The sequence below is a fragment of the Caballeronia terrestris genome (assembly GCF_001544515.1).
In the GTDB taxonomy this organism is placed as follows: domain Bacteria; phylum Pseudomonadota; class Gammaproteobacteria; order Burkholderiales; family Burkholderiaceae; genus Caballeronia; species Caballeronia terrestris.
This window is the reverse complement of sequence record NZ_FCOL02000375.1, coordinates 1-1522: the sequence shown is the minus strand read 5'-3', so window position 1 is coordinate 1522 and position 1522 is coordinate 1. Positions and strand designations below refer to the sequence as shown.

General features: G+C 63.3%; 1 protein-coding gene and 1 pseudogene. One reads left to right on the top strand and one right to left on the bottom strand.

The features are described from left to right. Positions 1-28: 28 nt before the first annotated feature. Positions 29-364, top strand: a pseudogene (locus AWB67_RS37540) (acyl-CoA dehydrogenase family protein); the annotation flags it as partial. Positions 365-414: 50 nt separating this feature from the next. On the opposite strand, the gene AWB67_RS37535 reads toward AWB67_RS37540, so the two are convergent. After that, positions 415-1422 carry an ABC transporter substrate-binding protein gene (locus tag AWB67_RS37535; RefSeq protein ID WP_087660825.1) on the bottom strand — a complete coding sequence of 336 codons (1008 nt, stop codon included), beginning with the start codon at positions 1420-1422 and terminating at the stop codon, positions 415-417. Between the last annotated feature and the right edge of the window lie 100 nt (positions 1423-1522).

Here is a 1522-nt window from a genome sequence, read left to right as displayed (position 1 = left end):
AGCTTGCGCGGCGTGATGATCGATCGTCGCGCAAGCTTTGACCGCGCGCGCCGCCGCGCTCATCCACACGGCGCGCGGCGATGCTTCACGCGAGGCCGTGGCCGCCGCCATCGTCGCGACGGCGGAGGCCAAGGTACTCACGACGAACTTCGCTGTGACCGCCGCGAACAAGCTGTTCGAGCTCGCGGGCACGCAATCGACGCTCGAAGCACACAACCTGGACCGCCACTGGCGCAACGCGCGCACTCACACGCTGCACGACAGCGTCCGCTGGAAGTATCACGCGGTGGGGCAATACGCGTTGAATGACTTGCTCTGCGATCCTTTCACCTACGCGCATCCCTACTCGCCGGTCGCCGGTTGAAAAACAAAGGGCGTGCATCGCGCACGCCCTCTTCTCTTCAATGAAGCCGGTCAGCGCGCAGCTACGGCCTGCCCGTCGTAGACCGGATTGAACTCCAGATCGACCTTGATCTCGTTCTTGATGTCACCGGAACGATAAAGCGTATCGGCGATGCGCTGCTCGCGCGCCACGAGCGACTTGTCGAGCGGATAGAACACCGAGCGTCCGTTCTCCGCCGAGAACTTCGCGCGCGCGGGGCTCTGCTTCATTTTCTCCAGGTAGATCTTCTCGACGGCCGGCACGTTCTGCGCCCACCACGTCCACGAGTTCTTGAGACGCCCGAGGAAGTCGCCGAGCGCGCGGCTCTTCGCCGGATCGCGCAAAACGTCGGTGCGTGCGGTGAACACCGACAACGCGGGGATATCCAGTTCGTCGCTCTTGATCACGACGCGCGCATCGCCCTTGTCGACTGCTTCCTTCACCGGGCCGTATCCACCCGAATAGACCGCGACCTGTCCCGCATTGAACGCGGATGCGGACACGTTGCCGTCGCCGAACTTGACGCTCTGGATGTCCTTCGGTTTCAGCCCGGCCTTGTTATACGACAGCACGTACTGCAAGTAATTGAAGCCACCGAAGTTGTAGCCCCACGTCTTGCCGCGCAAATCGGTGAGGCTCTTCACATCGGCCTCCTTGCGCACCACGGTGACGATCGGCGGATAGCTGCTGTCCGGATTGCGCCATCCCGCGATGATCTGCAGCGGCGCGGTCTCGGGCGTCCATGGCACGCGCGCGTTGCCCTGCTCGATGATGAGCGACGTATCGCCCATCAGGCCCACGTCGAGCACCTTCGAATAGAGTGCCGACAGTTGGGCCGCCGGTCCGGTGAGGACAGCCCACTTGACTTTATAAGGCGCGCCGTCGAGCACGTGCGACGCCTCGACGATGAGCGGCCACGCGGCGTCCTGCGTGCCTATCTGCAAGGTAAGCGGCTCGTCTTGCGCGAAGGCGGCGCTCGAGCCTGCCGATACGAACAGGCTCGCGACGATTAGGGCGGTAAAGCGTTTTCTGGTGCGCATGTGTGTTCGATGAGTGAAGGAAATCGTCATGCCGCGTTTCTCGACGCAGTCTGGAAAGCGTCCGCCTGGCCCACGCCGAGCGCGGCAAGCAGCCGGGTTC